At 39.7% G+C, this 272-nt stretch carries 1 protein-coding gene; it reads right to left on the bottom strand.

Translation table 11 applies throughout. From position 1 onward, the window contains the following. Nucleotides 1-45: 45 nt before the first annotated feature. Nucleotides 46-272, bottom strand: a 227-nt coding sequence (locus HMPREF2955_RS00255; protein WP_139145429.1) for an IS66 family transposase, incomplete at its 5' end; no start/stop codon positions are given.

Genomic DNA, 272 nt, shown 5'->3' with positions numbered 1-272 from the left:
GTAACTATTCAGCGATACCCGATATATACAGTGCATACCAATTCATCAAACCTTAAATAAGGCTTGAATCGCATTGTATGGAGTTTTGTCGTGCTTCTTAGCTGTTTCTACAATCGAATGAAGTTCAAGAAAAGCGTCTGCTCCGAAGTCGGAACGAAATGTGCATGAGTTCTTCAGTTTGATTTTTAGCTTGCGTATTCCCCGTTCGCTTCCATTATTGTCAGAGGGTATCATCGGATTTACAAGGAAATTGAAAATGTAGTCCCTGCATT

This window comes from Prevotella sp. HMSC073D09, from assembly GCF_001814145.1.
In the GTDB taxonomy this organism is placed as follows: domain Bacteria; phylum Bacteroidota; class Bacteroidia; order Bacteroidales; family Bacteroidaceae; genus Prevotella; species Prevotella conceptionensis.
This window is presented reverse-complemented; position numbering and strand designations above follow the sequence as displayed.